The sequence below is a fragment of the Lutibacter aestuarii genome, from assembly GCF_042676885.1.
Classification (GTDB): domain Bacteria; phylum Bacteroidota; class Bacteroidia; order Flavobacteriales; family Flavobacteriaceae; genus Lutibacter; species Lutibacter aestuarii.
This window is the reverse complement of sequence record NZ_JBHTIC010000008.1, coordinates 672,873-699,346: the sequence shown is the minus strand read 5'-3', so window position 1 is coordinate 699,346 and position 26,474 is coordinate 672,873. Positions and strand designations below refer to the sequence as shown.

24 protein-coding genes and 1 other RNA gene are annotated in these 26,474 nt (G+C 29.0%); 14 read left to right on the top strand and 11 right to left on the bottom strand.

The features are described from left to right. Positions 1–5: 5 nt before the first annotated feature. The 3 genes from ACFQZW_RS10735 to ACFQZW_RS10725 are packed head-to-tail and all read left to right on the top strand — an operon-like array spanning position 6 to position 3,037. Positions 6–1,043: a CDP-glycerol glycerophosphotransferase family protein gene (locus ACFQZW_RS10735; protein WP_372800236.1), complete on the top strand. Its 1,038-nt coding sequence runs from the start codon at positions 6–8 to the stop codon at positions 1,041–1,043. Continuing rightward, positions 1,043–1,606 carry an L-threonylcarbamoyladenylate synthase gene (locus tag ACFQZW_RS10730; protein ID WP_386782925.1) on the top strand — a complete coding sequence of 188 codons (564 nt, stop codon included), beginning with the start codon at positions 1,043–1,045 and terminating at the stop codon, positions 1,604–1,606. The genes ACFQZW_RS10735 and ACFQZW_RS10730 overlap by 1 nt, the downstream gene beginning before the upstream one ends. 3 nt (positions 1,607–1,609) lie before the next feature. After that, positions 1,610–3,037, top strand: coding sequence for a CCA tRNA nucleotidyltransferase (locus ACFQZW_RS10725; RefSeq protein WP_386782923.1), 1,428 nt, complete (start codon positions 1,610–1,612; stop codon positions 3,035–3,037). A gap of 4 nt (positions 3,038–3,041) precedes the next feature. Here ACFQZW_RS10725 and ACFQZW_RS10720 read toward each other — a convergent pair whose 3' ends face one another. The 4 genes from ACFQZW_RS10720 to ACFQZW_RS10705 form a co-directional block, all read right to left on the bottom strand. Then, the gene (locus ACFQZW_RS10720; protein WP_298263234.1) at positions 3,042–4,871 is read right to left on the bottom strand and encodes an ABC transporter ATP-binding protein; all 1,830 of its coding nucleotides are present in this window, start codon (positions 4,869–4,871) and stop codon (positions 3,042–3,044) included. Then, the gene (locus ACFQZW_RS10715; RefSeq protein WP_386782920.1) at positions 4,871–6,583 is read right to left on the bottom strand and encodes a phospho-sugar mutase; all 1,713 of its coding nucleotides are present in this window, start codon (positions 6,581–6,583) and stop codon (positions 4,871–4,873) included. Before ACFQZW_RS10715 ends, ACFQZW_RS10720 begins: the two co-directional genes overlap by 1 nt. Before the next feature lie 82 nt (positions 6,584–6,665). Beyond that, complete coding sequence (locus ACFQZW_RS10710; protein ID WP_386782918.1) at positions 6,666–7,613, bottom strand: glycosyltransferase family 2 protein; 948 nt, start codon at positions 7,611–7,613, stop codon at positions 6,666–6,668. 18 nt (positions 7,614–7,631) lie between these two features. Beyond that, positions 7,632–8,156, bottom strand: coding sequence for a DUF4199 domain-containing protein (locus tag ACFQZW_RS10705; protein ID WP_298263228.1), 525 nt, complete (start codon positions 8,154–8,156; stop codon positions 7,632–7,634). A 180-nt stretch (positions 8,157–8,336) separates the two neighbouring features. Here ACFQZW_RS10705 and ffs point away from each other — a divergent pair. The 3 genes from ffs (at position 8,337) to fsa (ending at position 10,056) form a co-directional block, all read left to right on the top strand. Continuing rightward, an RNA gene (gene ffs / locus ACFQZW_RS10700) (signal recognition particle sRNA small type) lies at positions 8,337–8,435 on the top strand. 102 nt (positions 8,436–8,537) lie between these two features. Continuing rightward, entirely contained in the window at positions 8,538–9,341 is an 804-nt protein-coding gene (locus tag ACFQZW_RS10695; protein WP_386782915.1) for an SDR family oxidoreductase, read from the top strand. Positions 9,342–9,402: 61 nt separating this feature from the next. Next, positions 9,403–10,056: a fructose-6-phosphate aldolase gene (gene fsa / locus ACFQZW_RS10690; RefSeq protein ID WP_298263226.1), complete on the top strand. Its 654-nt coding sequence runs from the start codon at positions 9,403–9,405 to the stop codon at positions 10,054–10,056. A gap of 66 nt (positions 10,057–10,122) precedes the next feature. On the opposite strand, the gene ACFQZW_RS10685 is transcribed toward fsa, so the two are convergent. Beyond that, on the bottom strand, positions 10,123–11,937 hold the full coding sequence (locus ACFQZW_RS10685; protein WP_386782912.1) for an alpha-L-fucosidase: 1,815 nt from the start codon (positions 11,935–11,937) through the stop codon (positions 10,123–10,125). Between the two features lie 100 nt (positions 11,938–12,037). After that, positions 12,038–14,026 carry an excinuclease ABC subunit UvrB gene (uvrB, locus tag ACFQZW_RS10680; protein WP_298286615.1) on the bottom strand — a complete coding sequence of 663 codons (1,989 nt, stop codon included), beginning with the start codon at positions 14,024–14,026 and terminating at the stop codon, positions 12,038–12,040. 122 nt (positions 14,027–14,148) lie between these two features. On the opposite strand from uvrB, the gene ACFQZW_RS10675 reads away from it, so the two are divergent. Further along, entirely contained in the window at positions 14,149–14,697 is a 549-nt protein-coding gene (locus ACFQZW_RS10675; RefSeq protein ID WP_386782910.1) for a hypothetical protein, read from the top strand. Positions 14,698–14,785: 88 nt separating this feature from the next. On the opposite strand, the gene ACFQZW_RS10670 is transcribed toward ACFQZW_RS10675, so the two are convergent. Next, positions 14,786–15,631, bottom strand: coding sequence for an ABC transporter permease (locus ACFQZW_RS10670; protein ID WP_298263221.1), 846 nt, complete (start codon positions 15,629–15,631; stop codon positions 14,786–14,788). Positions 15,632–15,633: 2 nt separating this feature from the next. Next, a complete protein-coding gene (locus ACFQZW_RS10665; protein ID WP_298263220.1) occupies positions 15,634–16,536 on the bottom strand; it encodes an ABC transporter ATP-binding protein in 903 nt (300 codons plus the stop codon). Between the two features lie 91 nt (positions 16,537–16,627). Between ACFQZW_RS10665 and ACFQZW_RS10660 the strand changes: the two genes are divergently transcribed. Both ACFQZW_RS10660 and ACFQZW_RS10655 read left to right on the top strand, forming a co-directional pair. Then, entirely contained in the window at positions 16,628–17,692 is a 1,065-nt protein-coding gene (locus ACFQZW_RS10660) for a hypothetical protein (protein ID WP_298263219.1), read from the top strand. Positions 17,693–17,816: 124 nt separating this feature from the next. Beyond that, positions 17,817–18,731 (top strand): DMT family transporter, encoded by a 915-nt coding sequence (locus ACFQZW_RS10655; protein WP_386782906.1) that lies wholly within the window; start codon positions 17,817–17,819, stop codon positions 18,729–18,731. Here ACFQZW_RS10655 and ACFQZW_RS10650 read toward each other — a convergent pair. Then, complete coding sequence (locus ACFQZW_RS10650) at positions 18,728–19,225, bottom strand: IS1096 element passenger TnpR family protein (protein ID WP_386782904.1); 498 nt, start codon at positions 19,223–19,225, stop codon at positions 18,728–18,730. The genes ACFQZW_RS10655 and ACFQZW_RS10650 overlap by 4 nt on opposite strands. Positions 19,226–19,303: 78 nt before the next feature. On the opposite strand from ACFQZW_RS10650, the gene ACFQZW_RS10645 reads away from it, so the two are divergent. Genes ACFQZW_RS10645 through ACFQZW_RS10635 form a run of 3 tightly spaced genes read left to right on the top strand, consistent with a single transcriptional unit; the run spans position 19,304 to position 21,668 of the window. After that, the gene (locus ACFQZW_RS10645; protein ID WP_298263215.1) at positions 19,304–19,720 is read left to right on the top strand and encodes a PaaI family thioesterase; all 417 of its coding nucleotides are present in this window, start codon (positions 19,304–19,306) and stop codon (positions 19,718–19,720) included. Between the two features lie 5 nt (positions 19,721–19,725). Then, complete coding sequence (locus ACFQZW_RS10640) at positions 19,726–20,586, top strand: alpha/beta fold hydrolase (protein ID WP_386782901.1); 861 nt, start codon at positions 19,726–19,728, stop codon at positions 20,584–20,586. An 8-nt stretch (positions 20,587–20,594) separates the two neighbouring features. Then, on the top strand, positions 20,595–21,668 hold the full coding sequence (locus ACFQZW_RS10635; RefSeq protein ID WP_386782898.1) for a chorismate-binding protein: 1,074 nt from the start codon (positions 20,595–20,597) through the stop codon (positions 21,666–21,668). Between the two features lie 199 nt (positions 21,669–21,867). Here the strand turns inward: ACFQZW_RS10635 and ACFQZW_RS10630 are convergent, their stop codons facing one another. Next, complete coding sequence (locus ACFQZW_RS10630; protein WP_372800263.1) at positions 21,868–23,001, bottom strand: helix-turn-helix domain-containing protein; 1,134 nt, start codon at positions 22,999–23,001, stop codon at positions 21,868–21,870. A gap of 136 nt (positions 23,002–23,137) precedes the next feature. On the opposite strand from ACFQZW_RS10630, the gene menD reads away from it, so the two are divergent. Both menD and ACFQZW_RS10620 read left to right on the top strand, forming a co-directional pair. Then, positions 23,138–24,802, top strand: a complete 1,665-nt coding sequence (gene menD / locus ACFQZW_RS10625; RefSeq protein WP_386782896.1) for a 2-succinyl-5-enolpyruvyl-6-hydroxy-3-cyclohexene-1-carboxylic-acid synthase — start codon at positions 23,138–23,140, stop codon at positions 24,800–24,802. A gap of 7 nt (positions 24,803–24,809) precedes the next feature. Beyond that, complete coding sequence (locus ACFQZW_RS10620; protein ID WP_298263208.1) at positions 24,810–25,229, top strand: DNA-binding protein; 420 nt, start codon at positions 24,810–24,812, stop codon at positions 25,227–25,229. A 77-nt stretch (positions 25,230–25,306) separates the two neighbouring features. Here the strand turns inward: ACFQZW_RS10620 and ACFQZW_RS10615 are convergent, their stop codons facing one another. Further along, positions 25,307–26,464 carry a C1 family peptidase gene (locus tag ACFQZW_RS10615; protein WP_386782893.1) on the bottom strand — a complete coding sequence of 386 codons (1,158 nt, stop codon included), beginning with the start codon at positions 26,462–26,464 and terminating at the stop codon, positions 25,307–25,309. Positions 26,465–26,474 lie beyond the last annotated feature (10 nt).

Genomic DNA, 26,474 nt, shown 5'->3' with positions numbered 1-26,474 from the left:
TTACTATGAAAGTTATATTATTTTGTCAAAATCCGTATGCATTTGGTATTTTAGAACCAATAATGCAGGTTTTAAAGCAAAAAGAATTTGATTATTTATGGTTTGTTAAAAAACCTATAAAAAATAAATTCCCTTTTAAAAATGAACCTTTAACATCTAATATGGAAGTTGTCAAAACTTTTAAAAGCGATGTTATTTTTGTGCCAGGAAATGAAGTTCCTTATTATTTAAGGGGTTTAAAAGTACAAGTATTCCACGGTTTGGCAGGGGAGAAAAAAGGTCATTTTAGAATTCGACATTATTTTGATTTATATTTAACTCAGGGCCCTTATTTTACACAAAGATTTTTAAAATTAAAAAACAAGTATAAAAATTTTGATGTACTTGAAACAGGTTGGCCTAAGTTGGATATATATGGAAATGAACTTCATAAATACGATGAAGAAAAAAAAGCTTTGCTAAACAACTACAATGCAAAAAAAATAGTGTTATATGCACCAACTTTTTCGCCATCGTTAACATCTGCGCCTTATTTAATAGATGAATTTAAAAAATTAGCAAAGAATAAAGATCATTTAATTTTAATAAAATTTCACGATTTAATGGCTGAGGAATTGATAGTAGCTTATCAACAAATAGCAAAAGAAAATTCAAGGGTGATTTTTGAAGAAGAAAGAAATATTATTAAGTTTTTATTAATGGCAGATATAATGGTAAGTGATACTTCTTCGGTAGTTTACGAATTTTTGTTATTAAACAAACCCGTTATAACTTTTAAAAGTAGCTCTAAAAATATACAATGGGATAATTCATTGGAGTATAAAAATTTGGAAGCTAAAATTATATCAAACCTACAAGAAGATGTATTCCAAAAAGAACGTCAAAATATTGTTGCTCAATACCACCCCTACAACGATGGAAAATCAGCATTAAGAATGGTAGAAACGGTACAAGATTATATTGCTAAAAATGGAGTTCCAGAAAAAAGAAAACTTTCTTTTTTAAGAAAATTAAAAATTCATAAAATATTTGGTAAATACTAATGTTTACAACTGAAATAAAAAAATCACTAGAAGTTTTAAAGCAAGAACAAACTTTATTATATCCAACAGATACGGTTTGGGGAATTGGTTGTGACGCTACATCTGAAGTAGCTGTTAATAAGGTTTTTAAAATTAAAAAGCGTTCAGAGAGTAAAAGTTTAATTATTTTAGTTGACGGGCTTGATATGCTTCAACACTATATTCCGTCCATTTCTGAAAACATAATTTCAGAGCTAAATAAAAGCACCAAACCAACAACAATTATATACAACAATCCAAAAGGATTGGCAAAAAATGTGATAGCTAGTGACCAAACTGTTGCAATAAGAATAGTACAAAATGTTTTTTGTCAACAACTTATTAAAGCTTTTGGAAAACCTATTGTATCAACTTCAGCAAATATTAGTGGAAATCCAACACCTAAAAGTTTTAAAGAAATTGAAGCGACTATTTTGGATAGCGTAGACTATATTGTAAATTTGCAGCGCGAAGTTGTTAATGAGAAGTCATCTACAATATTGAAAGTAGCTGAAAATGGAGAAATAATAGTGCTTCGTAATTAATTTATGTCGAAAAAAAAAACCTATAAAGATGCGTTATCGCATCCAATTTTTGAATACATTTCAAAAGCTTCCAATAATTTACAATTAGAAACTTATGTAATTGGAGGTTTTGTTCGTGATTATTTTTTAAAAAGAGGTACACCTAAAGATATAGATATAGTTGCCGTTGGAAGTGGTATTGATTTGGCCAAAGAAGTAGCCAAAATGTTACCGACCAATCCAAAAGTTCAGGTTTTTAAAACTTACGGTACTGCTATGTTACGATTTGAAGATGTTGAAATTGAATTTGTAGGTGCTCGTAAAGAATCTTACAACGAAACAAGTAGAAACCCTGTTGTTGAAAATGGAACTTTAAAAGATGATCAAAATAGGAGAGATTTTACCATTAACGCTCTGGCTTTGAGCTTAAATTCAGAAAATTATGGAATTTTATTAGATCCATTTAGTGGTATAAAAGATTTAGAAAATAAAATTATCAGAACTCCTTTAGATCCTAATATTACGTATTCAGACGATCCTTTACGTATGATGCGTGCTATTAGATTTGCAACGCAACTAAATTTTAAGATTGAAGAAAACTCTTTAGTAGCCATTTCTAAAAATTCTGAAAGAATTGATATCATTACTAGGGAACGTATTATTGATGAATTGCATAAAATTTTGCTTTCCAAAGTGCCTTCAATAGGATTTTTGTTGCTTCATAAAACTAAATTATTAGAACGTTTTTTACCAGAATTAACCAATTTACAAGGTGTTGAAGAGGTTGAAGGGCAGAAGCATAAAGATAATTTTTACCACACATTAGAGGTGGTTGATAATATTGCAAAAACTACGTCAGATTTATGGTTGCGTTGGGCGGCTTTATTACATGACATTGGAAAAGCACCTACTAAAAAGTTTGATAAAAAAGTAGGATGGACTTTCCATACTCACGAATTTGTTGGAGCAAAAATGGTTTTTAAATTATTTAAAAGATTAAAAATGCCTTTAAATAATAAAATGAAATTTGTTCAAAAAATGGTTTTTCTAAGTTCTAGACCTATTATATTAGCATCTGATGTGACTGATTCTGCAGTAAGGCGTTTAATTTTTGACGCTAGTGATGATATTGAGAGTTTAATGATTTTATGTGAAGCAGATATTACTACAAAAAATCCAGCACGATATAAAAAATATCATCATAATTTTAAAATTGTACGTGATAAAATAAAAGAGGTAGAGCAAAGAGACCACATACGTAATTTTCAACCACCAATTTCTGGTGAGCTAATTATGGAGACTTTTAATTTAAAGCCTTGTAGAGAAATTGGACAAATTAAAGATGCAATAAAAGAAGCAATTTTAGACGGTAAAATAGCAAATGATTATGAAGAAGCTTATGCTTTTATGTTAAAACGTGCTGAAAAATTAGGACTTATTAAAAACCAATAATTGATTAACTTAACGATTGCATAGATACCAATTTAAAGTATTCGCCTTTTTTAGTTAATAGTTCTTCGTGTTTACCTTGTTCTACAATTTCCCCTTTTTTCATAACTACAATTATATCTGCATTTTGAATTGTTGACAGGCGATGTGCAATCACTAATGATGTTCTGTTTTTCATCATTTTTTCCAAAGCAAGTTGTACTAATTGTTCACTTTCTGTATCCAAAGCTGAAGTAGCTTCATCTAAAATCATTATAGGAGGGTTTTTTAATACAGCTCTAGCAATGCTTAAACGCTGTTTTTGTCCACCAGAAAGTGTATTACCGCTGTCTCCAATATTGGTTTCGTATTGCAATGGTAACTCTTTAATAAACTCGTGAGCATTTGCAATTTTTGAAGCTTCTAAAACAGCTTCATTTGTAGCATTATTAACCCCTAAACTTATATTATTTTTTACGGTATCATTAAATAAAATTGAATCTTGTGAAACAATTCCCATTAAATTTCTTAGTGATTTTTGAGTGATATCTTTGATATCGATGCCATCAATTTTAATAACTCCTTTATTAACATCATAAAAGCGAGTAATTAAGTTGGCTAAAGTAGATTTTCCACTTCCAGATTGTCCGACTAAAGCCACTGTTTGCCCTTTAGAAATTTTTAATGAAAAGTTTTTCAACACATATTCATCTATATATTTAAATGAAATATTTTCAAAAGTAATTTCATTATCAAAAGAAATTTTATCTTCAGCATTAGGCTTGTCAACAATGGTGTTTTCAGTTTCTAAAATACTAATGATACGTTCGGCAGATGCATTTCCTTTTTGAATGCCATAAAAAGCTGTTGAAATTGCTTTTGCAGGATTGAGGACTAAGTAGAATAAGCCAATGTATCCAAAAAATTCCTGAGGTTTCATATCGCTATTTTCTCCTAAAACCAATCTGCCACCAAACCATAAAATAGTAATAATTGTAGCAGAGCCTAGAAATTCACTCATAGGAGAGGCTAGTGTTTTACGTTGAATAACGCTCGTCATTAAATTTCTAAATTTTTTGGTAGAGTTATTAAACTTAGTTTCAATTTTTTCTTCAGCATTAAAACCTTTAATAATTCTTAAACCAGTTAAAGTTTCTTCAATAAATGATAAAAAATTGCCCGTTTCTTGTTGTGCTAATAGCGATTTTGCTTTTAATTTTTTGCTTACTGTAGAAATTATAAATCCAGAAACTGGCAATAAAATAAATACAAATAAGGTTAGTTTTGCACTAATAGCAAACATGGAAATTAACGTTAGAATAATGGTTAAAGGCTCCCTAACAATGGTTTCTAAGGAAGTTAAAAAAGAGTTTTCAACCTCTTGAACATCTGAAGTCATACGAGCAATAATATCCCCTTTTTTCTTTTCAGAAAAGTAGGCTAGTGGTAGCTCAATTATTTTATGATATAATTTATCACGTAAATCTTTAACAACTCCGTTTCTTAAAAAAGCGAGTACATAGGAAGCTAAATAACGAAATAAGTTTTTAAAGAAAAATAAACTAAATGATAAAATGCAGATAAAAAGCAAGGCTTTATCTATACCACCACTTTCCATCATTTCAGTTACTCGATAGTTTAAAGAATCTTGAACATAATTAAAAAGTTGTGTAAAACCTTTATAAACAGGCTTGGTATATACTTTTTCTTCTTGATTGAATAAAATCCCTAATATTGGAATAAAACCTAAAACGGAAAGTACGTTAAATATGGCATATAAAATATTGAACAATACATTTAACCAAGCATATTTTATGTAAGGTTTTGCGTAACTTAAAATGTTTCTAAAATGATTCATTAAGCGAGTTTCATTTCTTTTATTATTCGTTGAATTTTTTCATCTAATTTAGTTTCAACTTTCTTTGAATTTTCAACGTCGTCTAAAGGTAAATTTACACTAAAATAAAACTTTATTTTTGGTTCTGTACCACTTGGTCTAGCAGCAACTTTTGTTCCATCTACAGTTTCATAAATCAAAACGTTAGATTTAGGAATTTCAATAGTTTCTACATTACCAGTAATTAAATTTGTTTTTGTAGAAGCTTGATAATCGCATAAAAATTTAACTTTAGAGCCATCAATTTCTTTTATAGGATTTTCTCTTAAATCAATCATCATTTGTTTGATTTGTTGCGCACCATCCATTCCTTTTTTTACAATAGCAATTAAATGCTCTTTGTAAAAATTATGTTTTACATATAAATTTAATAACTCATTATAGAATGAGCTTCCATTTTCTTTTGCATTAGCGGCAATTTCACAAGCTAATAGAGTAGCAGTTACAGCATCTTTATCACGAACGAAATCACCAACCATATATCCAAAACTTTCTTCACCACCACCAATAAAATCTTGTTTTCCTTCGGCATCACGAATCATTTTAGCAATCCATTTAAAACCTGTTAAACCAACTTTTGTTTCAACACCATAACTAGTTGCAATTTGATTTACTAAATTTGTTGAAACTATAGTAGAACCAACAAATTGATTTCCATTTAATTTGCCTTCTTTTTCCCAATTTTTAATTAAAAAATTAGTCATAACACTCATCGTTTGGTTACCATTTAAAAGTGTCATTTTTCCACTAGTATCTCTAACAGCAATTCCTAAACGATCACAATCAGGATCTGTACCAATAACAATATCTGCATTAATTTTTTTAGCTAAATCTGTCGCCATTTTTAATGCAGCAGGTTCTTCTGGATTAGGAGAAGCAACTGTAGGAAAATCACCATTAGGAATACGTTGTTCTTCAACAATATTTACATCGGTATAGCCTGCTTTTTTTAAGGCATCAGGTATAGAAACAATAGAAGTACCATGTAGAGATGTAAACACAATTTTTAAGTTTTCTCTACCTTTTGTTTCAAAAGTACCATTTGTAACGGAAGCATTTATAAAGGCTTCATCAACTTTAGAGCCAATGTATTCAATTAAATTTTCATTGGCCGTAAAATTAATTTCAGAAAAATCTAACTTATTAACTTCCTCAATAATATTATAATCTTGTGGTGGAACTATTTGACCACCATCATTCCAATATACTTTATAACCATTATATTCAGGTGGGTTATGAGAGGCTGTTAAAACAATACCAGCATCACACCCTAAATGTTTTACAGAAAATGAAAGTTCAGGTGTTGGGCGCAAGTCTTCAAATAAAAATACGCTGATATTATTTGCAGAAAGTACTTCTGCTACAGTTTTAGCAAAAGTTTGACTGTTATGTCTACAATCATAAGCAATAGCAACTTTTAATGACTTAGTTGGAAATGTTTTTAATAAATAATTAGCCAATCCTTGAGTAGCTTTTCCTAAGGTGTATTTATTAATTCTATTGGTTCCAGCTCCCATTACACCCCGCATACCTCCTGTACCAAACTCTAAGTCTTTATAAAAACTTTCAGTTAATTGCTCTGAATTAGTAGCTATTAATTGCTGAACTTCTTTTTGTGTTTCAGCATCAAAAGTATCGGTTAGCCATAAGTTGGCTTTTTCTAAAACTGACATATTTTATAATATTTGATGTAACTGCAAAATTAAACTTATTAAGCTAATTATTTAATGCATTTAAATGAATTTAACTAAAACGTTATAAATTAATTTTAGACGAAATGGAATATCTTTTAGTATCTGTTTTGGTTCTTAAAATAATTTCACCTAAAAAGCCTGCTAAAAAGAATTGAGTTCCAATTACCATGGTAGTTAATGCTATGTAAAATTCGGGTCTGGTAGTAATAAGTCTACCAGTGGTGTTAAAAAATAATTTGTCTAAACCTAAATAAAAAGCAAAAGTACAACCAATTATAAACATAATTGTGCCTAATAATCCAAATAAATGCATGGGTCTTTTTCCAAATTTAGAAATAAACCAAATGGTAATTAAATCTAAAAAACCATTGATAAATCTATCCATTCCAAATTTAGTAACACCATATTTTCTAGCTTGATGTACTACTACTTTTTCATCAATTTTATTGAATCCAGCATTTTTTGCCAACACTGGAATATATCGGTGCATTTCTCCACTAACATCTATATTTTTAATAACTTCTTTTTTATAGGCTTTTAAACCACAGTTAAAATCGTGTAATTTCAAACCAGAAGTTTTTCTTGCAGCAGCATTAAATAACTTGGATGGAAGGTTTTTACGAATTTTAGAGTCGTAACGTTTCTTTTTCCATCCAGAAATTAAATCAAAACCGTCTTTAACAATTAAATTATATAGTTCAGGAATTTCATCTGGACTGTCTTGTAAATCGGCATCCATTGTAATTATTACCTTGCCTTGAACTTCTTTAAAACCAGCATTTAATGCTTGTGACTTCCCATAGTTTTTTTGAAACCTAATTCCTTTTACCTGTGGGTTTTCTTGAGATAGCTTTTCAATTACTTCCCACGAAGTATCTGTACTACCATCATCAATAAAAAGAATCTCATAAGAATAACGATTGGATTGCATAACTTTTGCAATCCAATCGTGTAATTCTTGTAAAGATTCGTCTTCGTTAAGTAGTGGAATAACTACTGATATATCCATGTATGTTTTTTTAATATTCTATTCTTCTACAGATCTTTTTAAAATCAATCCTTCAATTAATGAGATAATAAATCCAAAGAATAAGCTACCTACAATTCCCATAGCTGCACCAATTAGTGGGCTAGACATTTTTTGTTGCATTGCTTTTGCCGACTCTAATTGCTCATCACTCATATTTGGATATTGTTCTAACATTTTTTGCTCACCTACTTTCATCATATTTTCCATAAAATCAGGTTCAATAAAATTGATAAATATTTGATTGTAAATAATTGAAATAATTGCTCCAACTAAAGCAATACCTAAACCAATTTTTAATGCTTCTCCTAAACTTAAAAGATTATTGTTCCCAGCTCTAAAGTTTTTAAGTGCCATAAAAATAATTACAGCCATAATAACAAAGCTAGCAAACATTACTCCAAATCCTTGGTCATAGATTTTACCCATAGCATAAATTGCAACTGAAAGTATCACAGATACTACCCCAAGAATTAAACCATAATTTAAAATTACTTGTTTTGATGATGATTTTTGGTTTTCCATAATTTGTTTGTTTGATTTTTGTGTAACAAATATACTAAATCCCTATTTAGTATTAATCGTTAAGGTTAACATTATTCTTTTTTTTAAACTAAAATATTAGTAAACAGTTTTTTAAAAATGTTACATAAAATTATAAAAAAAAAGATTGTTTAAACTGAAAATAGATTGTAAATTTGCGCCCGGCAAGTCCTACACAACCAGCTCCCTTTGAATCCTCCAGGGCGGGAACGCAGCAAAGGTATTAGGTTGTAGCGGTGTGATGTAGGTAGCTTGCCTTTTTTTATACACTAAATTTAGGTAGTTTTTTCTTGTATAAAATTATTTTACCTTTTGTCTTAACATAAACTTTTTAATTTTACAGCGTTTAAATTTACACTTCATATGTCAAAAGTTGTTTTAATTACTGGTGGTTCTTCAGGTATAGGAAAATCGGTAGGAGAATTTTTATTACAAAAAGGGTTTATTGTTTATGGAACAAGTCGAAATCCTCAAAATAACCCAAACCACCCTTTTCAACTAATAGCATTAGATGTAACAAATGTTGAAACCATTCAAAAAGCTATAGATAAAGTAATTTCAAATGAAGGTAGAATTGATGTGTTAGTAAACAATGCGGGTATGGGAATTACAGGGCCTATTGAAGAAACTCCTACACAAGAAATGCGAAACGTATTTGAAACTAATTTTTTTGGTGCCATTGAAGTTATGAAAGCTGTATTACCTCAAATGAGACAACAAAAAAGAGGCTTAATTATAAATGTAACTTCCATAGCGGGATATATGGGACTGCCTTTTAGAGGAATCTATTCTGCAACAAAAGGAGCGTTAGAGATTGTTACAGAGGCGATTAGAATGGAGGTGAAAGGTTTTGGAATTCATATTACTAATGTTGCGCCAGGCGATTTTGCAACAAATATTGCCTCAGGAAGATATCATACCCCTGTTTTTGAAAACTCACCTTATAAAAAAACATATCAAGAAAATTTAGATTTAATGAATGCTCATGTTGATAGTGGAAGTGATCCTTTAGAAATGGCCAAAGCAATTTATAAAATAACCCAAACCTCAAAACCAAAAGTACACTATAAAGTAGGTAATTTTATGCAAAAGTTTTCAATTGTATTAAAAAAAATACTTCCAGATACAATTTATGAAAAGTTATTAATGAATCACTATAAATTGTAATCAATTAATTACTTTTGCCGAAGTAAATAATTCAATATAAACTAAATAAACACAACTCATAATGAAATTTTTTATTGATACAGCTAACTTAGAGCAAATTAAAGAGGCGCAAGCTTTAGGTGTTTTAGATGGAGTTACAACAAACCCATCATTAATGGCTAAAGAAGGTATTACCGGTAAAGACAACATTTTAAAACATTATGTTGATATTTGTAATATTGTTGATGGTGATGTAAGTGCCGAAGTGATAGCTACAGATTTTGATGGAATGATTAAAGAAGGTGAAGCACTTGCTGCATTACATCCACAAATAGTTGTTAAACTACCAATGATAGCTGATGGAGTAAAAGCTTGTAAATATTTTTCTGATAAAGGAATTAAAACAAATGTAACTTTAGTATTTTCTGCAGGACAAGCATTGTTAGCAGCCAAAGCAGGAGCTACTTATGTATCGCCATTTATTGGTCGTTTAGATGATATTTCTACAGACGGTTTAAACCTAATTTCTGAAATTAGATTAATTTATGATAACTATGGCTTTGATACAGAAATATTAGCTGCCTCTGTACGTCATACGATGCACATAATTGACTGTGCTAAATTAGGTGCTGATGTTATGACTGGACCTTTAAATGCCATTAAAGGATTGCTAAAACACCCTTTAACAGATATTGGATTGGCACAATTTTTAGCTGATTATAAAAAAGGAAATTAAACTTTTACGTATAAAATAAAATCCCGCATTTGCGGGATTTTTTATTAGATAAAGCAAAGAATCTAGTTACTTTACTAAGTAATTTTTAATTTTAAATGTCCAAGCAAAGTTACTAGGCATTTCATTATATTTAACGTTATCAACCTTTATATGAAGCTGATTATTTTTGTAATACCAATCTAAATTACCTTCTCTTCCTACTAATTGAATTTCTGTTTCTTGTTTTGGTTTTGGAATATTTAAAACAAGTTCTTCGTTTGGCCATTCTAAAGATATGGCATATAAGTTATTGTTATTTGTTGTATAAGCAATGTGTTGCAACATAGAATTGTAAGTTCCAGTTAAGCCTTTCTCTTCGACATTGTTATGTAATGTGGTAAATGCAGTTGTAGGGATGATCTCTTTTACTTGAGATTTACTTTGCCAAAATAATTTTACAAAAGCATTTTGTTTAGATTCGAAATAGTCAATTTTAATCTTGTATTTTTTCCCTTTTTTGAATTTAATTTTATTTATAGCTTTTTCTTTATTTACGTTCCCCATTACGTTTCCATCAGAAGCTTGATCTTTATTCTTCCATTGATCTAAAACAAGCTTATCATCAATATAAACTCTAATTCCATCATCGGCAGTTGCTTCTAATGTATAAGTTTCAGAAAATTTAGATTGTATAAAGCCTTCCCAAGAAATATTAAAATCATCTTCTTTAATAGGCTCTAAAGGCGTATTTCTAGCCCAATAAAAGTCAATATTTTTATCGATTCTTTTTTTAGAAATTTCTTTTTCTTCACCAGATTTAATCCAAGGTCTAGAGGCATAAATAGCCTCTTTATTGGTTTCAATCCAAGCTCCAAGTTGTAACAAACGTTCTTGTTGTAATAAAGGAATTTGTCCATCGGCTTTAGGACCAACATTTAAAGTGATACCACCACCATTTGCGACTGCTTTTACAAAGAAATGAATAAGTTCTTGTGGTGACATATAGGCCTCTAATTTCTCATTTCTGTTTAAACCAAATGAACGTCCAATTCCTCTGCATTCAGCCCAAGGTCTGTCTGGACTATTGATTCCGGCACTATACTCAGGTGTTAAAAAACCAGTGTCACTTCCATGTCCCCATCTGTTATTTACAATGGCATCATCGCCAACGATGTTATAGTACCAAGAAATAAGCTCGCGTGCGTGCCAAGTTTCCGCAGTATTAAACCACTCTCCATCTGTAAAGAGTACAGAAGGTTTATAGGTTGAAATTAAATCTTTAAATTGAGGTAACATTATTTTATCAACATATTCGCCGATGTTTTCATGGGGATCTATATACCATCTATGTAATTTATTGTTCCATTCTGGGAGTGAATAATACAAACCCATTTTCAATCCTTTTTTTCTAATAGCAGTTGTTAAATCTCCCACTAAATCTCTTTTAGGACCTACATCAACCGAGTTCCAGTTAGGGGCTTGTTTACTTGGCCAGAGACAATATCCATCATGATGTTTGGATACAAAAATGATGTATTTTGCTCCAGCTTTTTTAAATAAATCAGCCCATTCATTTGGATCGAATAATTCAGCTTTAAACAAAGGAGCAAAATCTTTATAAGTAAAGTTTTCACCATAATTTTTTTTCATAAAATTGGTACGAAGTGAATCTTTCATCTGTAAACCTCTTAAATACCATTCTCCATAAGATTCTTTACCTCCATAAGATGGTACAGAATAGAGTCCCCAATGAATGAAAATACCAAGTTTAGCATCTTTAAACCATTCAGGATAAGGTCTGCTATTTATAGATTCCCAAGTAGGTGCAATTTGCTGTTGAGCATAGTTAATATTGGTACTTAAAAGTACTAATAACACTAAATAATATAATTTTTTACGCATAGTTTAATTTCTTTGCCATTAAAATTAAAATTTCTGTTTACACTTACCAAAAATATTCCCCGAATGACAATTTTAGGAATATGAATGATCCATAAAGAAATTAAATCTTTTCTTTGAGATGTTTTATTTCGTCTCTGAGTTGAGCGGCAATAATAAAATCAAGAGCTTTGGCTGCTTCTTCCATTTGTTTTCTTTTCTCACGAATTTTATTTTCAATTTCGGATTTTGATAAATAATTCAATTCATCTTCAGCAGCAATTTGTTCATTCATATTGTATTTATATGATGAAACTGTATTTTTACTTAAAGTATTTTCTATACTCTTTTTAATTTGAGTGGGTGTAATATGGTTTGCAGTATTGTAAGCTATTTGTTTTTCTCTTCTTCTTGTAGTTTCATCAATAGTCAGTTGCATGCTTTTTGTTATTTTATCTGCATACATTATGGCTTTTCCTTCTACATTACGAGCAGCTCTTCCAATTGTTTGTGTGAGTGATCGGTGAGAACGTAGAAAACCTTCTTTATCAGCATCTAAAATGGCTACTAAAGAAACTTCTGGTAAATCTAAACCTTCACGTAGTAAGTTTACACCAATTAATACATCAAACAAACCTTTACGTAAATCAGCCATAATTTCAACACGTTCAAGAGTGTCAACATCAGAATGAATGTAACGACAGCGAATTTGAATTCTACTTAAGTATTTAGTCAATTCTTCAGCCATTCGTTTGGTTAGTGTTGTTACCAGTGTACGTTCATCTTTATCAACTCTTACTTGAATTTCTTCAATTAGATCATCAATTTGATTGATACTTGGTCGAACTTCAATTTCAGGATCCAGTAAGCCAGTTGGTCTAATTACTTGTTCTACAAAAACTCCTTCTGTTTTTTGTAATTCATAGTCAGCAGGAGTTGCACTTACATAAATCACTTGATTTTGAATGGTTTCGAACTCTTCAAATTTTAAAGGCCTGTTATCCATTGCAGCGGGCAATCTAAAGCCAAATTCAACTAAATTTTCTTTACGAGATCTATCACCACCATACATAGCATGTACTTGCGGGATGGTTACGTGGCTTTCGTCAATAACCATTAAATAATCATCAGGAAAATAATCTAATAAGCAGAAGGGTCTTGTACCTGGATTTCTTCCATCTAAATACCTAGAATAATTTTCTATCCCACTGCAGTAACCTAATTCTCTAATCATTTCTAAATCAAACTCTGTACGTTCTTTTAAACGTTTAGCTTCTAGATGTTTGCCAATTTCTTTGAAATATTCATATTGCTTCATTAAATCTTCTTGAATGGCATGAATGGCATTTTGTAAAACATCTGGTGAGGTTACAAATAGGTTAGCTGGATAAATATTAAGTTGCTCAAATTTTTCAACTACTTGATTGTTAGACACATCAAAGCTTTCAATTTCTTCAATTTCATCCCCAAAGAAATGTATTCTATAAGCGTGTTCTCCATAGGATGGATATACCGTAATAGTATCACCCTTTACTTTAAAAGTTCCACTGCTTATTTCTATTTCTGTTCTAGAATATAAACTAGTTACTAGTTGTTGTAAAAATTTGGTGCGTGAAATGGTTTGATCAACTTCAATTGAAATTACATTTTTCTTAAATTCAACAGGATTACCAATACCGTATAAACAAGAAACAGATGCTACTACAATAACATCTCTTCTGCCAGAAAGTAGGGCAGATGAAGTACTAATACGTAGCTTCTCAATTTCTTCATTAATTGATAAATCTTTTTCTATATAAGTTCCAGTAACTGGAATGTAAGCTTCGGGTTGGTAATAATCGTAATAAGAAACAAAGTACTCTACGGAATTGTTTGGAAAAAATTGCTTGAATTCTGAATATAATTGAGCAGCTAGTGTTTTATTATGCGCTAAAATTAAGGTAGGTTTTGAAACTTCTTGAATTACATTGGCTACCGTAAATGTTTTACCTGAGCCAGTAACACCTAATAAGGTTTGGTATTTTTCATGAGATTTAATTCCGTTCACTAATTGTTGAATGGCTTGTGGTTGATCTCCTGTAGGTTTAAAATTTGAAGCTATTTGAAATTGCATAGTGCAAAAATACTACTTAATTTTTTGAATATGTATGGTTCATTTTTATTTAACGAATCTTTAATTTAGTTACTTAGAATAGCAATAAAAAAATGTAAATTCGTTTATTAAAATATAACAATATGAAATTTAAGCTAGTACTTATAGGTTTTTGTCTAGTTTTTAGTGGTTTTAAAGGAATTAGTCAAGAAGTTTTTCCAAAATTTTGGGAAGGAAACTATAAAGGAGAATTACAAATTTATGGAGTAGACTCTGTACAAATGAGAGTTGCAATGCAACTTGCAATTGTAAAGAAAACAGACTCACTATATCAATGGAAAATGACTTATAATTATAGAGGGAAAGAAGATGTTAGAGCTTATGAATTGATAGTTAAAAATCATTCAAAAGGTCATTATATTATTGATGAAAAGAACAGTATTTTAATTGATGGATTTTATAAATCTGGTATATTTACAAGTTTTTTTAAAGTAATGAATTCTTTTATCGTTTCCACATATACCAAAAAAGGAGATGCTATTATTTTTGAAATAATAAGTGTAAATGGTAAAAGCAATACAAAATCAGGGAATCAAAAAATTGAAAATGAAGAAATACCTGAAGTAGTTTCCTATTTAGTTAATGGAAGACAGAAAGCCATTTTAAAAAAGGAGGATTTACCTTCCAATTAATTATACTAAAGTAAAACATCAATTTAGGCAATTCAATTCCATACTATAGTTCCATCAAAGTAATAAGAATCTTAAGAATGGTTTAAAATTATAAATCTCTTTTTTTAAGTAATTTATAAGAAAAATAGATAAAAATACTAGTCCAAAATAAAACAATAAGAATATCTAATGGTTGTACAGAAAAATCTTTTGATAAATCTTCTCCTACTTGTTTAGCTACTGTTTTTACAGCACTTAAACGTGTAAAAGGTTCTTTAATAAGGTTAGACATAGACTCTAGAGGTAGAAATTGCAAAATGGCATTAACCTTTTCTGTTGTGTTTTCTGCATCTTTAAATTGCCAAAATAAATAACCTTTAAAAATACTTTCTCCAAAAAACCAAATTACAATTCCTCCTACAGCAAATGCAGATCGTTTCACTAAAATACCCATAAAAAGTCCAAAAGAAAAGAATCCTACTAACTTTACAAAAAAGGCTAATAAATATTCTAAATCAGTTGTTACTATTGAAAATTCATTAAAATCGGAATAGCTGTACCCTAAGATAATTGAAACGATAAAAACAAAAATAGTAGAGATTAAAGCTAAAAGTATAACGGTATAAAACTTAGATAAAATAAATTCTTTTTTACTTAAGCCGTCAATTAAATTTTGTTTTAAAGTTTTGTTACTGTATTCATTAGCCATCATTGAAACAATAACTAATAATAAGAAAAATTTAAATATGGCAGCCATAAAAGTGTTAAAATGCCAAATGTATGGGAAGTTAAAAATACCCTGTTCTGCAAGGTGAAATTGTATAGGTCCGATATCAAATTTAATAGCAGCAATTAATGCAATGGAGGTAAGTAAAGCAAAATAAATAATAATTAAAACTTTACTAGCTCTGTTATGTTTTAATTTGTGAATTTCAATATTTAATAATCGTAGCATGTTTATTTTTTATTGTTAGTTAGTGATAAGAATTGTTGTTCTAGACTTGGTTTTCTTTTTACTAAATGAGATAGTACAATGCCATTTTTAAATAAATATGAATTTATTTCAGCAGCGGTTATAGGTTTGTTTAGCTTTGCAATTAATTTATCATCTTCGTTTTTAACGGTTTCAATTCCATCAAAACTCATCAGTAATTCTGTTAGCTTTTCTTGATTATTTTCAACTTTTAGTTCAAACAATCCATAAGAAGCAATCATTTCATCTACACTTCCTGAATATAATTTAATGCCTTCTCTAATTACTACTACATGCGAACAAACTTTTTCTACTTCATCTAATAAATGTGATGCCAATAAAATGGTAGTTCCATTGCTTGCAATGGTTTTAATAATTTGTCTAATTTCATGTATCCCCTGTGGATCTAAACCATTTGTTGGCTCGTCTAAAATTAAAATTTCAGGGTCATTTAATAAGGCTGAGGCAATAGCCAACCGTTGTTTCATACCCAAAGAAAACGTGCTGAATTTACTATTTTTACGTTCAAATAAATTAACTAACTTTAATTTTTCTTCAATTTTTGTAAAAGGAATTTCTTTGATTTTACAAACTAATTCTAAGTTTTGAACTGCGGTCATATACGGATAAAAATTAGGACGCTCAATAATAGCACCTACTTTTTTTAACGCTTGATGTGTAGATAAACTACCATCAAACCAACTAAATTCTCCGGTTGTTTTATTAACTACATTTAAAATAATTCCTAAAGTTGTAGATTTACCACTACCATTTGGACCTAAGATTCCATACACATTTCCCTTTTGAATTTCAAAAGACAAATTATTTACAGCATGAATTTTTCCAAATTTTTTGTTTAAATTATTGATTGATAAGATTGTTTCCAATATTTTTATGTTTAGTATAAAATTAAGACGATATTTAATAACAATTGTTACAGCAATATACTAAATTTGGATTTTACAATATTTTTAATGAATGGAAGAACAAAAATTAATTTCACAAAAAAAACCAGCTTATCCAATTAATGAAGAGCTATATAACTATTTAACAGAATATAATAGAAATATTAAAATTCCTGTTTTTTATGATGATTTATTACGCTTTGCAGGTGCTATTGTTGTATATGATAAAAATGGAGAAGATACTTTATGGGTAAGGGTTTACTATGCTGAACATGAAAGAGATGAAATTGATTTAAGTTTAAAAAGAATGTATTTAATTTTACACGGTGATGGTAGTGAAGACTCTTTACCTTTTTTAACAGTTGACGCCATAGATTATTGCACGTTTGGGAACTCTAAGCCATTTAGAATTAAAGTTAGAAATATTTTAAATGATAATCATACTTACCTATATATTAAAAAGGCTGATGCATCTAGAGTTTATGGATTAGAGCTAGAACATATTTTATCACCAAATAATATTAATTTTTTAGTTTATAAAGATACTTTAATTGAAGAGCATGTACTTGGTATTCCAGGAGATCAGTTTTTAGCTGAAAACTTAGAAACGGTTTCTGTTAGAGGTAAAAAACGTTTGTCTAAAGAATTTGTAAAATTTAATGAACGTTGTATGATTAGAATGCTAGGTGATATGCGTTCATATAATTATGTGATAGTAGCTTCTTACGATTTTGATCAGGTTGAATATAGAATACGAGCAATGGATTTTGATCAGCAGAGTTTCGAAGGCAACCTAAAAGTATATTTCCCACAATTTTTTAAAGAAAATTATCCATTTGTTAAAATGGTAGAAGAAAATCTACAAAAAGAGTCGGTTGAACAATATAAAAGAGAAGAACGTTCTGCAATTGCAAGAAGAATTAGAGGTTCTCAAGAACGTGTACATGATTTATTAAATTGCATGATAAAAGATAAAATTTCTACAACCGATAAAATTACCCAACTAAAAATGGATTTATACAACTATACCTTAGATATGGATTTTAAAAAGTGTAAATCTATGGGAGAAATTTTAAAAGTAGCTTTTGCTTTTGTAGTAAGAAACTATGAAAATGTAAATACTTATATCATACGATAATCTATTTTTAACAATTTTAAGAACTATAAATTAACAAATAAGGTAATATTTAACAATTTATTGATTAAATAAGGCTACTTTAAAAAATTCAACTAGCTTATTTTTGCCGATCAAATTTTAAGATATGACAAAAGCAAGAGTAGCATTAATAGTGGGTATAATTTGTATTTCAATTTTTCCAATTTTAGTAAAATTACATTTAACTTCAGGAGTAATATCTGCGTTTTACAGAATGGCAATAGCATCTGCAGTTATTTTACCGTACGTTTTAATCTTCAATAAATTCAGATTGCCCTCTAAAAGAATGTTGTTGCTTTCTATACTCTGCGGAATTATATTTGGAGCCGATGTTGCAGTTTGGAACATTGCAATACAAGAATCTACAGCTACACAAGCAACACTTTTAACAAATTTATCTCCAGTATGGGTTGGTATAGGAGCTTTTTTCTTTTTGAAAGATAAACCAACTCAAAATTTTTGGATTGGTACTGTTATAGCTATTTTTGGGATGGTTCTTTTGGTTGGGTTTAGTACTTTTTTAAACTTTAATTTTAATGTGGCTTTTTGTTTTGGAGTACTTTCAGGGATGTTATATGCTGTTTATATGTTAACAAGCAAAAATATTTTAAATGAAATAGACGTTACCAGTTTTATGACTATTAGTGTAGTCTCTTCAGCTATTTCTTTAGGGTTAATTAGCTATTTGATAGGAGCTTCTTTTACTGGATTTAGCGATTTAGCTTGGTTTGTATTATTAATACAAGGACTGGTATGTCAATTATTAGCTTGGCTATTAATAAGTTATGCTACAAAAAACATGAGAGCTACCAGAGTTTCTGTAAGTTTACTTGGACAAGCGGTATTAGCAACTTTATTAGCTTGGTTGTTTTTGGATGAAAAAATAACGTTACAAATGATTTTAGGAGGTTTCTTTTTGCTGTTTGGAATTCGAATTACATTTTACCAAAAGCAATTAAGCTTAAAAAAACTAGTGTTAAAAAGAAAACAATATAAAGTTAATCTAACCTTAAAACCTTAATAATTATCAAAATCAAAATCATCTATATTTTCAAAGTCGTCTTCATCATTGAAAATATCAAAATTATTGTTTGAATTTTCTGCTGTAAATTCTTTTTTAGGGGCTTCATCTGGAACATTACCAATAGATAAAGCTATATAAGGTAAGTTTTTATCGGTTGAAGTTATTTTAATTAATTCAATATAAAATGTCCACATAGAAAAGAAATCGTACACATAAATAAGTTTATCTCCTTTTGTTGTAAGAACAGATGAAAGGACGCAATTTTGCATAGAAACAGCATTTTCATCCTCAGACATATTGAATAAAGGAATTTCTTCACCTAGTTCCCATTCATTATTAGTTTGGTAAAATGAAGCCATTTCTTGTCCTTTAAAACCAAAAGATTTTGCAATTGTAAAGTGCAACTCTTCTAGATTAATAGATTCATTAACAATAAGATCTCTAATTACATCTTCATTTACATCTAATATTGCCCTAATTTTATATGCCATTTTGTTTAAATTCTATTCTAATGCAAAGGTAGTACTTATAGTTTTAATTCTTATTTTTACAACCTAACATTTTTTAAGATGGATCAAAAATTAGAAACATTAAAAGCTTTAAATAGTTTGTGTAAAGGTACTTTAATGGAAACTTTACATATAAAATATACCGATGTAGGGGATGATTTTTTAGAGGCTAGAATGCCAGTAGATTCAAGAGTTTATCAACCAGCAGGTATTTTAAACGGAGGCGCCACAATGGCATTAGCTGAAAGTGTAGGTAGTCCAGCTTCTTTATTAGTAATAGATAGAGATAAATTTACGGTTAAAGGTTTAGAATTTTCGGCAAATCATTTGCGAAGTGTAAAAGATGGGTATATAACAGCAACGGCAAGGTTTATTCATAAGGGAAGAACCACTCATTTACTAGAAATTAGGGTAGAAGATGATAAAGGAAAGTTGGTTTCTATGTGTAAATTAACCAATATTATTTTACCAAAATAATATGTATGAAGAAAAGGCTGAAAAAGATAGGTAAAATAACATTACTATTAGTTGTACTATTGTTAATAGTTTTAATAGCACTATTTTATCAATTTTCAACCCCAAAAGCTACACATAAAATAGAAAAAGAATTTGAAAAATTGTCATTTCCTATTTCACTTAGTACAAAAACTTACCAAAAATATAAATACCGAGTTTTAGAACTTCAAAAAAAGATTGATACAACATTACCAACCATAGTTTTTATTCATGGTTCTATAGGTTCTATTTTAGATTTTAAGAAATATTTAATGGATGAAGAGTTAAATTCAAGAGTAAATTTAATTTCTTATGATAGAATTGGATATGGAATTTATCATACAGGAAATGTTCAAGAATCTATACAATTTGAAACGAATTTATTAGAAGATTTAATCAAGAATATTCCATCTAAAAAAGTAATATTAGTTGGTTATTCTTATGGAGGACCTATTGCTTTAGCTTCGAAAAAAAAATATAAAAAAATTATTCTATTAGCTCCTGCTGTTTTTTCAAATAAAGAAGTTATGCCTTGGGCTTTAAACTTTTATAAATGGAAATTGACCAAAAATTTAATCCCCAAAACTTGGCAAGCGGCTTCAAAGGAAAAGTTATCACATCAAAAGGATTTAGAAAAATTTGAAAATAGTTGGAATAAAAACCCTTCAACGATTTTAAGTATCCATGGAAATGATGATGGAATTGTGCCTTATGAGAATTCACTTTATTTAAAAAATAATATTTCACCACAACAATTTGAATTGGTAACTTTGGATGGTGTAGGCCATGGGTTAGTTTGGTCTAATTTTAAGCAGATTAAAAGCATTTTATTACAACAGATAAATTAAATATCATATTGAAAAAAGAGATTGCACATTTTTTTAAAGAAATTGAAGTACTATTAACATCTAATTTGCCTTTTGTAGTTTATAGGAAACCTAATGAAAAAAAAGTTTCTTGCTTGGCTCAAAAAGATAAAACTTTGAATATTTTAAAAGAATTTAATGATTCTGGTTTTGTTTTTGCTCCATTTGATGATAGTAAAAACACCGTAATATTCCCTTTTAAAAAGTGTAAAAGTTTTGAAACTGAAATTTCGTTCAAATCAGATTTAGAAACTCCTCAAAACCTTGCTAATGTTAAAGCAAAAACCTCTTTAAAAAAGGCTCAACTTGAGCATGAAAAAATAGTTCAAAAAGCAATAAATTTTATTATAAGTGGCTCATCAAACAAAATTGTTTTATCTAGAAAAGAGGAATTAATAAGTTCAAATTTAGATGTGTTAGTTACATTAAAAAAGATGTTAAATACTTATAATAATGCTTTTGTGTATGTGTGGTTTCACCCTCAAATTGGTTTATGGATGGGAGCAACTCCAGAGCGATTATTAAGTGTTTCAAAAAATGTTTTTACTACTATGGCTTTAGCTGGTACACAGTCATACAAAAATTCATTAAGGGTAAATTGGGAATCAAAAGAAAGAGATGAGCAACAGTTTGTGACAAATTATATTTTATCAAGTATTCAAAAATGTGTTGATAATTTATCAGTTTCAAATCCATATACTATTAAAGCAGGAAATTTATTGCATTTAAGAACCGACATTACTGGTAAATTAAAGGAAACTAGTTTGTTAGGTGATATTGTAAAATCGTTGCATCCAACTCCTGCAGTTTGTGGATTGCCTAAAGAAGTTGCAAAAGAATTTATTTTAAAAAATGAAAGATATGATAGAGCCTACTATTCAGGTTTTTTAGGAGAACTAAACCTATATAATTCAACAAATTTATTTGTAAATTTAAGATGTATGCAGATTGAAAATTCGGTTGCATCATTGTATATTGGTGGGGGCATTACTGCAGAGAGTATTCCTCAAAATGAGTGGTTTGAAACAGTTTCAAAAGCCGAAATTATGAAAAAAGTGCTTTAAAAATCAACCGAATGAAAAGAACTAAGTTAAAACATTTTCAAATTTATAATGTTTGTGGGCTAACATTATAAATTTTCATGCAATTCTTCCCATGTATATTTAAGTACTTAACATCCAGTTGATTTTCTATTGTAAAACTATAAATAGTTGAAAAAAATAAACGTTTAAATCGTATAAAAGAGTGTTTAAATCGTAAAATTTAAAGAATCTTTTTACGATATTCTGAAGGAGTACATTTCTCCACTTTTTTAAAAATCCTGATAAAGGAATTTACAGACCCAAAACCAGCTAGTTCACTAATTTCTGTGATGGTTTTATTTGGAGTTTGTTTTAAAAGTAGTTTAGCTTCTTTAATTCTGTAGTTATTTACAAATTGGTTGAAGTTACAACCTACTTTTTCATTGATAACATTTGAAATATAAGAACGATTGGTTCCTAAATGTTTCGCTACTTCCCAAATATTTAAATTTGGAACTAACCAAGGTTTTTCATTGCTAAAATATAAGTATAACTCTTTCTCTAATTCGTTAAATTCATAAAGCTGTTCTTTACCAGCCTCATTTTTAGGAACCATTGTTTTTAAATCTATTGCCACAGGGATTTGGCGTATTCCTATTATAGCAATAATTAAATAAAGTAGGGAGAAGAGTATGCAAGAACTTAACAAAAGATAATCATTCGTATTTAATGGTGTTCTACCAATTAGAGTTACATAAAACCCTGGAATCGACATAAATAAGATGAAGGAGATGTTGACTACATAAAAATACCTAAGTTGATACTTATCTAAATTTGAAAATGAGTTATTCATTTCTTGATGCGCTCTCAAAATAAAGCGAATGGTTAAAAAATTGTATCCAATAATTTGAACTAAGTGAAAAAATCGAGTTCCTCTATATAAATAAGCTAATATTTTGGATGAACTTGAAGTTAATTCACTAGCATAAAGATTGTTATTCATATATTCGATATAATTTTCCCAACTAACTAAACTTGTAACAATTAACATTAGAGCTGCTATAATTATTGAGGGAGTAAAATGATAAATCCATTTAATAGGTATAATATTAAAATTAAAAGCACTATAGATATACAGATAATAAAGAGGATAAAAGGCTAAAATTGCTCCTAAAAAAAGGAAATCAAAATACTGAAATATTTTCCAATACTCATAAAACGATAAAAAATGACCGAGAAATAAAATAAAACTATTGGCTAAAAAAAGCCCTAAAAAAAATCTATTTTTAAATTGTTTAGTTGCTGTTGCAAATAAAAAAATTGCTCCATATAAATTGATAGAAAGTGGCGATAATAATGCAATTAGTTTAATCAAAATAAATTTTTTGCTTATTAAATTTAATGTAATGAATTCAATTTTTATATGATAAAAATCAATTATACTAAATTATTAATTTCTTTAAAAACTAGCATAACTTTACGTAACTTTGCACTTAAAATTAATTTATTAAATGCCTCAATTTCCTAAAAATAACTTAGCGCAGCTTGTTATTGCTTCTTGTATTTCTCATCAAATTAAGCACGTGGTAATTTCTCCTGGTTCAAGAAACGCTCCGCTAACTATTGGTTTTTCAAATCATACATCTATTCAAACATATAGTATAGTAGATGAACGTTGTGCGGCTTTTTTTGCTTTAGGAATGGCACAACAATTACAACAACCAGTTGCAATTGTTTGTACATCAGGGTCGGCATTATTAAATTATTATCCAGCTGTTGCAGAAGCTTTTTATAGCAATATACCTTTGATAATTATTTCAGCAGATCGACCAGATCATTTAATTGATATTGGTGATGGACAAACGATACGCCAAAAAAATGTTTTTGAAAACCATATTTTATGTTCTTCTAACTTAGTAGCTGATGAGGTTTCTAAAGCTTCAAATTTTGAATTAGTAACTACAGCTTTAAAACTTGCTAAATCTCAAAAGGGACCTGTTCACATTAATGTACCATTTGATGAACCTTTATATGAAATAACCAACAAAATAGTTGGTTTTGATGAAATTGATACTGTTGTAGAAGAAGTTCCTTTAGATGTCGATGAACTTCAAAATTTTGCAGATATTTGGAATGCTTCAACCAAAAAAATAGTATTGGTTGGAGCGCATTTTCCAGACAAATTAATACAAACTCAGTTAGAGCATTTCACAAAGGATCCTTCCGTTTTAGTTTTAATTGAAAACACAGCCAATGTTTCACACTCCAAGTTTATTAACAGTATAGATAAGTTAATTTTTCCTTTTGTTGAAGATGAATTTGAGCAATTTCAACCAGATATTTTGCTAACTTTAGGAGGGCTGATTGTATCAAAAAAAATTAAACAGCATTTGAGAAAATATCAGCCAAAACATCATTGGCATATAGATTCAAAAAGAGCTTTTAATACTTTTCATTGTTTATCAAAACACTTTAAAATTTCACCACAGTTATTTTTTAGTCAGTTTTTCTTTTTAACAAAGCCTAAAGAAAGTAGTTTTCAACAATTTTGGCTTCAAAAGAAGGTACACCGATTAAAAAATCATCAAAATTTTATAGATGGTTGTTCATTCTCTGATTTAAGAGTTTTTGAAAAAATACTACCAACTATACCTAATAATTCGCAATTGCAACTTGGAAATAGCTCAATTATTAGATACTCTCAATTATTTAATATAAATAATACTTTACAGGTGTTTTGTAATAGAGGTACTAGTGGAATTGATGGTAGTACAAGTACTGCTATTGGGGCAGCTATAGTATCAAACATAAGAACCACCTTTATAACAGGAGATATTAGTTTTTTTTATGATAGTAATGCACTTTGGAATGATTATATTCCAGCAAATTTTAGGATTATATTGATCAATAATTCAGGAGGAGGTATTTTTAGGTTTATACCTGGACCACAGCAGTCAAACGCCTTAAATTATTTTGAAACAACTCATAATTTAACAGCTGAACATTTGTGTAAAATGTATAAATTTGATTATGAGGTAGTTTCAGATGAAGAAAGTTTAATTAAAGTACTTGAGTGTTTTTTTGAAGATTCTAAACAACCAAGGTTATTAGAAATAAAAACGCCAAGAGAGAAGAACGATCAAATATTAAAAGCATATTTCAACAATTTAAAATAAATAAAGAATGGAGTTAAAAACAGGAGATAAAGTAGAGTTAATTGTTGTTAGAAATACAGCATTGGGTTTTACAGTTTTAGTAAATGAAGAATTTGAGGGAATGTTGTACAAGAATGAACTGTATCAAAAAATTGAAGAAGGACAAAAATTAACGGGTTATGTTAAAAAAGTAAGAGAAGATGAAAAAATTGACGTTAGCTTACAACCTGTAGGGTTTAAACAAACTATTGTAAAAAATGAAATTACTATTTTAAAAGCCTTAAAAAAGCATGATGGTTTTTTAGCATTGCATGATAAAAGCGATCCTAAAACTATTAAATATGAATTGGGAATGAGTAAAAAAGCCTTTAAAAATGCAATTGGAGGATTGTTTAGACAAAAGCTAATTACAATAGAAGATGAAGGTATAAGGTTGGTACTAAAATAAAAAGATAATATTTATAAATTAAAAGCGTCAAACTAAATTTAATTTGACGCTTTTTTTGGTTTGCAATTCTTGGTTGATTATACTTTTAACTCTTTTTTGAGAGTTTCACTTAAAGCATTTTTATGAACCATTACAGAAATGGTTTTCAATCTAAAAAATGGTTTACTCATATAAATATATCCACCATTTCCTATGCGTTTAGAATCTGTACCCCAAGAATTTTTGACTTTGTAATATTCAGTGCCATTTTGATCTTTTACCATTCCAACAATATGCATTAAATGGTCGTCTGTAGTATTATAGTTTTCAAATTCTTGTTGTCTAAATTCAGGAGTAATAGTTGCTTCATCAACTATATAAGTTAAAGCTTTTTCAGAATTTTTAAATTCTTTTGGAACTACAGCAATACCATATTTTGATGAAAATGTTTCTTCAGATACATCACAATCTAATGCTAAAGTATACCCTTTTTTTAGGGCATTATCTACTTCTTTAACAAAAATATCTAAATCAATATTGTAAAAACTTCCATTGGAAAAATTATCAGGAATGTTCAATATAAATGTTGAATTATAAGGTTGGTGTGTAAAAGAAGTAAGTGTAATATAATTTGACGTATTAATTTTTGTCATTTCTAAAAATGATTTTGGGGTATACGTAACACCATTATATATAAATTCTTCAGGTGCTTTCCCTAAATGAACAGTTAAAATTGAATCTACTGCTAATTTCCAATTAGGAAAGTTTGATTTTTTATCATTTTTAATATAAGTATCTAACACAGTTTTTAATTCAGGGATAATTTTTGAATGATCATAATTTTTAGTACTGTTTAATAAACCTGAATAAGAACTTTCCGGAACTAAGCCATTTAATTTTATTGAGTTCATAACATCATGAGCCAAACCACCCTCACTAAATTGAATTTTGCCTTGCCTCATTATATAATTCCACGATTTTGCATTGTATGTATGACGAACATTGTACATTTCTGAAATATCTATCATTTCACCAGAATTTCTATATATTTCCGACTCAATAAATGATGAAGCAGAAAAACTCCAACATGTTCCTGTGTTTCCTTGATTTTTAACAGCTGAAGCTTCAATATCGATAATAGGTGTAAATTGATATTTTTGTTCTTTTGGAATATTAACTTTTATAGCTACATCTTCTTGAGCATAAAATAAAGAAGTAATTGCTATAAATAGAATTGAGAAAAATGTGTTTTTCATGGATTATTTG